This is a genomic window from Shewanella sp. 10N.286.52.C2, assembly GCF_002874545.1.
In the GTDB taxonomy this organism is placed as follows: domain Bacteria; phylum Pseudomonadota; class Gammaproteobacteria; order Enterobacterales; family Shewanellaceae; genus Shewanella.
In genome coordinates this window covers 63,289-69,863 of the sequence record NZ_MCTV01000047.1, presented here as the reverse complement: position 1 = coordinate 69,863, position 6,575 = coordinate 63,289, and the positions used below count along the sequence as shown (strand labels likewise).

At 39.8% G+C, this 6,575-nt stretch carries 4 protein-coding genes; 3 read left to right on the top strand and 1 reads right to left on the bottom strand.

Annotated elements, in window-relative coordinates; all coding sequences use genetic code 11:
* Positions 1–1,420, bottom strand: a 1,420-nt coding sequence (locus BCU94_RS16335; RefSeq protein ID WP_133149799.1) for a hypothetical protein, incomplete at its 3' end; no start/stop codon positions are given.
* A 911-nt stretch (positions 1,421–2,331) separates the two neighbouring features.
* Between BCU94_RS16335 and BCU94_RS16330 the strand changes: the two genes are divergently transcribed.
* The 3 genes from BCU94_RS16330 to BCU94_RS16315 all read left to right on the top strand — a co-directional run bounded on the left by BCU94_RS16330 (position 2,332) and on the right by BCU94_RS16315 (position 6,573).
* Positions 2,332–3,018, top strand: coding sequence for a hypothetical protein (locus tag BCU94_RS16330; RefSeq protein WP_102476977.1), 687 nt, complete (start codon positions 2,332–2,334; stop codon positions 3,016–3,018).
* Positions 3,005–3,700: a hypothetical protein gene (locus tag BCU94_RS16325; RefSeq protein ID WP_102476976.1), complete on the top strand. Its 696-nt coding sequence runs from the start codon at positions 3,005–3,007 to the stop codon at positions 3,698–3,700. Before BCU94_RS16330 ends, BCU94_RS16325 begins: the two co-directional genes overlap by 14 nt.
* Before the next feature lie 1,004 nt (positions 3,701–4,704).
* On the top strand, positions 4,705–6,573 hold the full coding sequence (locus BCU94_RS16315; protein ID WP_102476975.1) for a hypothetical protein: 1,869 nt from the start codon (positions 4,705–4,707) through the stop codon (positions 6,571–6,573).
* Positions 6,574–6,575 lie beyond the last annotated feature (2 nt).

Here is a 6,575-nt window from a genome sequence, read left to right as displayed (position 1 = left end):
CGCCCCAGCCAAAATGCTCTTCAGATAATGGACGAATTGCCTCGTCAATATCGTAAATTGGATACTTATCATCACCACCCACTCGGTGGCTTTCTGGCGCAGCAAATTTCAACTGACGCGCCATAACAAATACGCTATCAGTTGGGTAGTATAATGGCCACACGTCAGGAAATACGTGACGGTTTTTATCGCCATGCCAATCAGTCAAATCGATTTCAATGCCTTTGCTACCAAAGTATTCGGCACATTCCTCGTCAACCAAACCATTTGGAGTGCCTGTCTTTTGACCATCAAGACCAATGCCATCACAAAAAGTTGCAGGTGGCGCTGAGTTCGAATCTGCCATATTCCCTAGACCGTACTTATGGTTCCAATCACTTGTATAGCGTGTTTCATAACCGTCAATTGCGTAGGCAAAACGCGCTTGGTTTACCACGCCATCAACAGAGTTAACTAAAAAGTGTTGAATATTAGCACCGGTGGAAATTTGTCCCCAGTAAGAAAAGCCCATTTCAACTAAGCCTTGCTCATGCAGACTCATGAATACATCAGCCATGGTGATCATGACGTCTTTTTTATAGATATCAGGACGCAGGTTATGTGGACGAACAACCACATCGTTAAAGACCATTTGTTCACCGCCAACAGGCTGTACCATCACTCTTGGGAAGGTTGCACGGTTATCACCAAACTTTTCTTCATCAGCCTTTCTGCGTTCAACTTGGGTGCGCTGCATCTCTTCACGGCGATAGGTGTAAGCTTCACTTCGAGAAGCTAACATCACCCCAGAATTATCTTGAAGTACCGTCATTTCCATGCGAGTTCCAACCGCTTCGCCGAAGTTGGTGTACTTGTTTTCTCTTTTAAATTCACCTGTGTCTGGGATCCAGTTTGCGGCCCAGTTTGGATCGCCTTCACCTACAGGCTTGCCATCAGTATCAAATTCAATGTTGCTGCCATCTTCGTTATGCCAAACCGTAAAGCGGTAAGCACCAATGTCCTCGCCCCACTCGTATTCAACGTGAAAGTCATCACGTGTCGCTGAAACGTAAAGCAATACTTCAGCAAAGGTAATTTGACCATCATTGAAAATATCATCACGTAATGGCTTAGGGATCAACTTACGAACATCTGCAGCCTGAACGGTATAACCGTGCTTTATATCACCATGTCGCCTTTCAGACTGTGCCACCCAGTCTGTTCTAGCCATTTCTTTACCGATATAAATAGTGATCGGCCCTTCTAACTGCCACTTAATATCTGGCCCCCAAACATTATCGAATACTTGACTACCTGTTTGAGGCGGCTCGACAATCTCAGGTATATCTGGATTTTCAGGAGAACTTTTGGCGTCATCACTTCCACAAGCGGCAAGCATTGCAAGCATTAATAATGTTGCTGATGTTTTTATATGTTTCATCTCATCCCTTTTACAATGTAAATATTGAAGCGGCATATTGACTTACCCAACGCCTTAAGGGACAGTGACTTCTCACAGTAACAATCACACCATTTGTAAATAAAATGATTTTGTTTATTTAGATTTGAACCCCATCACAATTACATTTAAATTCACTAACTTAATCAACTTTAACTCATAAATAAAATCAAAAAAAATCACCATAAACATTACGCTAACAACTGCAACAAAATGCATATTGAACATATAAAACGTTAGAAACAGTGCCTAATTTGAAAAGGTAACATCAAAAAGGAGTGCGTTTTTTACACCACACAGCATGTCCATATTGATTCTATATAAAGGGGAAACTTGATTAACTAATGATGTTGTTCAGCAGCCTGTTTTACGCAAGGTAACACATGTTTTGCGAATAAATGATTAATTGTTGTTTTGAAGAATTATCAACATCATAAGCTCTCAAGATCCATTTATATTAAGGTTTTAATGATAATAATTGAGTAGACACTAGCTCTGAGAGTGATGTTTCGGTATTTACATAGTTAATTACAACCTTGTCAGCCTTTAGCCGTAATTACATTTGTAAATCAACGGGTCCTGCACAAAGCAACTTAAATAGCCAATCCAGCCAAATATCAACAAGCTTAATGGCCTCTTTCTCACATCATCAATGCTGTAACACTTATCCCTGTTAGTGGTTTTTCACAGAAAACAAAGAAAGCTTGTTAGATTTTTTGAATCCAGCACTATTGTCTTGAACCATGTCGCATATCTAAAAGTAGGTATTGCCCACTGTCGCATTTATTCACAATCGCTATTGCTGAAAACAAGGAAATGCATAAAATTCGCAATCACTTAATTACGGTATTTACAAAGGGTAGCTTCGGCTCACTATACAAAGGAGGAGCACTATGATGAAAGCAATAATAGACTCTGATTTGTCTACTCTGTCTAATGAACTAGGCGTTAATGCTTGCGTGCTCTATATTTTTTTGAATAACCCAATTAATCTACGCACAACTCGTGAAGCTGCTAGCCTTGTCGTTGCTAGCGATAAGCATGTTGTCAAACAATTCAAAGCACAACATTGCCAATGGGTCAGTTTGGAAGCTGATAAAACAAGTGCACCTAGCCGTTCTGCTACTCCAACGCTTGATGTTGCAAACCTCATGTATAAAGAGAACATGAGCATTGATATCACTTTTTTATTCGCGCCTAAATTAACAGCAAAATTTGTTTTTTATTCTAACAAGCTCTGTATTACAGCTCTAAGTGACAAGCTTGAGTTGATTAAATCAAAGCTTTTGCAAGTAGCGATTAAAATCAATAATAGCCATAAACTTATCAAACAATCATTAATAAATATGGGCGTAATTAATCGTAAAACAATCGATATATTACAGTTTACGGCCGTGGGTTACTCTAGAAAGGATATCGCGCCAAAATTAAATTTATCGGTACGTGGCATCGATTATTATATAGAAATCGCCAAAATAACGTTTGAAGCAGACAGTTTACCCGCGTTAATTTATAACGTAAATCAATATGGTCTACTAAAGGACTTTTCAGAAATGGAGGCTAAGCATGAAAGTCAGTAGCATTCTGAACGAGTTCTCACGAACTCATAATATTACAGACACCATGTTTGCCTTAGACATAAATAGTAATATGCTACCTTCAGGGTTCTCTAAACTTAATCAAGTAGCTGGTAGAACTCATATTCTCGCTAGCTCAGTTAATGCGATAAAATACAGCAAAGTATCTCGAAAAAAGTGGGCAAAAAAAGACCACAACACAGAGGTCTCTTTAAAGCGTAAATACCATACTTGGGATTACAGTGACTGGCCACAGTTTAAAGTTGGACCTAATGACGATATTGTTAAATTTGGCTACCAGCAAAAAGTAACCGTAGAAGTCCCCTGTATGATGAACCCCAATTGGGTGGGGCGCTTCTACTTCATGGTGCAAACTAATAATAAACTTGCTGACCCCAATGCATTTAGCCGTTTATATAAAGACCTAACCGATATTCATTACATGTTACTGCAAAGTAGTATGGAGAACCTGAATCCGTTTTTAGACTATGGTTTAATAAAAAGCGCTGATATTGCGATATTATATATGATGGCAAATGGACACGACCGTGAATCAATTGCCAAAGCAGCACATTTGTCCGCACGAGGTGTCGACTATCGCATACTTAAACTCAAGAAGTTACTAGGTGCTAGCAACTGCTCTAGCTTAATACATTCAGCATACAATAACTTTTTAATTCAGTAATATCATTGCCCCTACTTGATAGGGGCGCAACACTTACTGCAGGTCCGCAAAATCAAGAATAATTTAAAGCCTCATTTGCGTGTATCCATGATGGCAATTTGATCGCAAAGCTGCTCTGCTTCATCCATATAATGTGTAGTGAGAATAACTGGTTTCCCTTGTTTTATTATCTCCCTAACCAACTGCCAAAAATGTAACCTTGCTTGGGGGTCTAGCCCTGTGGTGGGCTCATCTAAAAAAGCAAAGCGGGATCATTAACTAAACTCAACGCCAGCAATAGCCGCTGCTTTTGTCCCCCAGAAAGCGTAAAATGAAGTTGATTGGCAACTTGCTGTAGTTGACATTTGACTCGGCAGTTACCAAATAGGCTGGGCCGAATATCCCCCAAGCTGCAAGGCTACTCGCGGAAGCTATTTATGGTAATTAAAACACACATTTTAATGACAGCTAAATAAATAGTGAGGCCTTGTAAAAAGCGCAATAGCCAATATTGTGCGTTTTCATACAATCTATTCAACCAAAAGACAGAATCACTTTTAACTAACCTCAAATAAAGATTTAGTAAGTAGAATCAGGATTTAAAAGAGCACTATAAATAGTTCTGAAAACGTTCGCGATCTCGCCCTGCACCTTATACTGACTGAGGGATATCACAAAGTTGGTCTGTTACTAAGGTGATGGATATGCAGAGTCTCCCAATCACACTATATCTGTAATAGGATTAACGAATATCAAAGAGTATTAGCCTTAAATATACACAGGGCAATGTAACTCTTTAGCAGCATTGTTAACATCTGCCCGGCACGGTTGCTTAACTGTTTATTTTATGTGACCCACCTCCGATTTTACTCAACAAATCTTTATTTCTATGAGTACTGATAGCGTTTTTATTGCGGCTCGAATTCATACTCGACTGAGTGATTAATGGATAAAAATAATATCCAATCATGAATTTAGCAGTAAATAAATATTGCTATAGATTCAGAATATACTGGAGATGAGTAATGAAACTTAATGTAATAACAACCACTTTGGCTTTGTCTTTTTTGCTTGTAGGTTGTGGCAGTGACAGTAATGATAAGGTTGACCTAACAGAACCAGAACAGGGCTATAAAAATGATAAATATGTGGTAATGGATGTTAATCATCAACCTGTGGCTGACAAAATTCATTATGTCGCTTTAGGCCGCTTTGACGACAAAATTAAAACTTGGATGAACAGCGATCAGGCAGAAGATCTTGATGGTGACGGCCGAATTAGTTTTTATGATGCGCAAAAAGCAGGGGTAGAAAACCCACCGATTGACTACCTTGAAGTTAACTCTTCTGATGTTGTCGCTTTTCTTACCGAAAACCCTGATGGTTACGGTCAGCATACCTCTCGACCAGATATTTTTGTTGAAGGACAATACAGTGTATTCGATGTATTACGATATGTAGTGCATAGCGATCCTCAACTTAAATTTGACTCTGTTACACCTGCAGAAGAGTCTCCTTATAACACTTTCGAGTTTTCCATCTCCTATGACGCAAATAATGATGGTGACTTTACCAATGATGGTGATGAATTCGTTAACTCGCCTAATTGGTTCTTCCGCTTTAAAACTAGTGCCGGAGATTTCCAACGTGCGACTGGTGAACCAAATGGTGAGGCGACTTACAACCGTATGGATGAAATGTGGGCGCAGCATGATTTAGCCATCAGATTCCAGCCTTTCCATGAAGTTACCACTGTTAGACGCCAACACCTGTGGGAAAAAGAAATGGCACGTCTGGATGAAAATGGTCAAGTCATTAGTGAAATTTTGGTCCTTGATGGTAATACGCCATATCCTTACCCTTATGTACAAAATTTAAAAGTAACTGCCCATAACCTGCGTCCAGATGTCTTTCAGCCAGGCGTTATTACAGGTATAGATTGGTTTATGTCTGCAATCGATGAAGGATATGACTTTAAACTGAGCTACTGGCCAACACTGGATACAGGGGCTTCAGTCAATTCGTATTCAGTTAACCATGTAAATGGTATCACATCGTCAGTAGGTGAAGGTTGGGTTAACATTATGGGCGAAAAAGAAGTAGCCACCGACTATGGACCACTGCCTGCATGTTTGTGGGATAAAGAAGGTAAAACAGCTTCTGTTAGTGCTTTTCCAGCTGAAGATTGTATAGACGACTTCCAATATGCTTTTGGTGGCAATAAGTTACACTTAATGACTGATGTGTGGGTGATGAGCTATCCAAAAGAATACGGAATGCTGGTTTATGCAAATCATTATAATGCATGGGGTATGGAAGAATATAATGGCAATGATCTAGGCAAAGAATACGAGTTTAGCAATGGCCTAGTGGCAAATTTAGAAACCCTAAATTCTGCAAAAGATGCAAATTCTGATGCTATGCTAACAGAATCTCACTATGGCTGGGGCAAAGCTGACTGTATGTTGTGTCACAACCCAGAAGATGGACACATGAATGGCGCACCACTGCCAGTTAACACCAACGATGGGTTTGACATTCCACAGCCTTACTTCTGTTCAACTTGTCACGGGACTAATGGTGCAAGTGAAGGTCATGGTGCAACCGCTCGCTGTTTCTGGTGTCACTCTAGCTCTAAAACACCTGAATTCCATGGTGATGCGTTCAGCAAGCGTACTGTACCGAGTATCATTGACGCTATTAATGAAGAAAAAGATATCTTCTTCTACAATAATGGAAGCCCGGTGATGCCTAGAGATTCAGCAGGTAACCCAAACTCTTACCCTGATAAAGGTATTATTAGTGGCGCGAATTCAGACTGGAGCATGTCACAAACATTCCCAGATCCATATTCATGCATGACGTGTCACGATAACGGTTCATTTGATAAATAATC

Coding starts and splice junctions, on each gene's coding strand:
- BCU94_RS16330 (WP_102476977.1), top strand. CDS start 2,332: ATGATGAAAGCAATAATAGACTCTGATTTGTCTACTCTGTCTAATGAA.
- BCU94_RS16325 (WP_102476976.1), top strand. CDS start 3,005: ATGAAAGTCAGTAGCATTCTGAACGAGTTCTCACGAACTCATAATATT.
- BCU94_RS16315 (WP_102476975.1), top strand. CDS start 4,705: ATGAAACTTAATGTAATAACAACCACTTTGGCTTTGTCTTTTTTGCTT.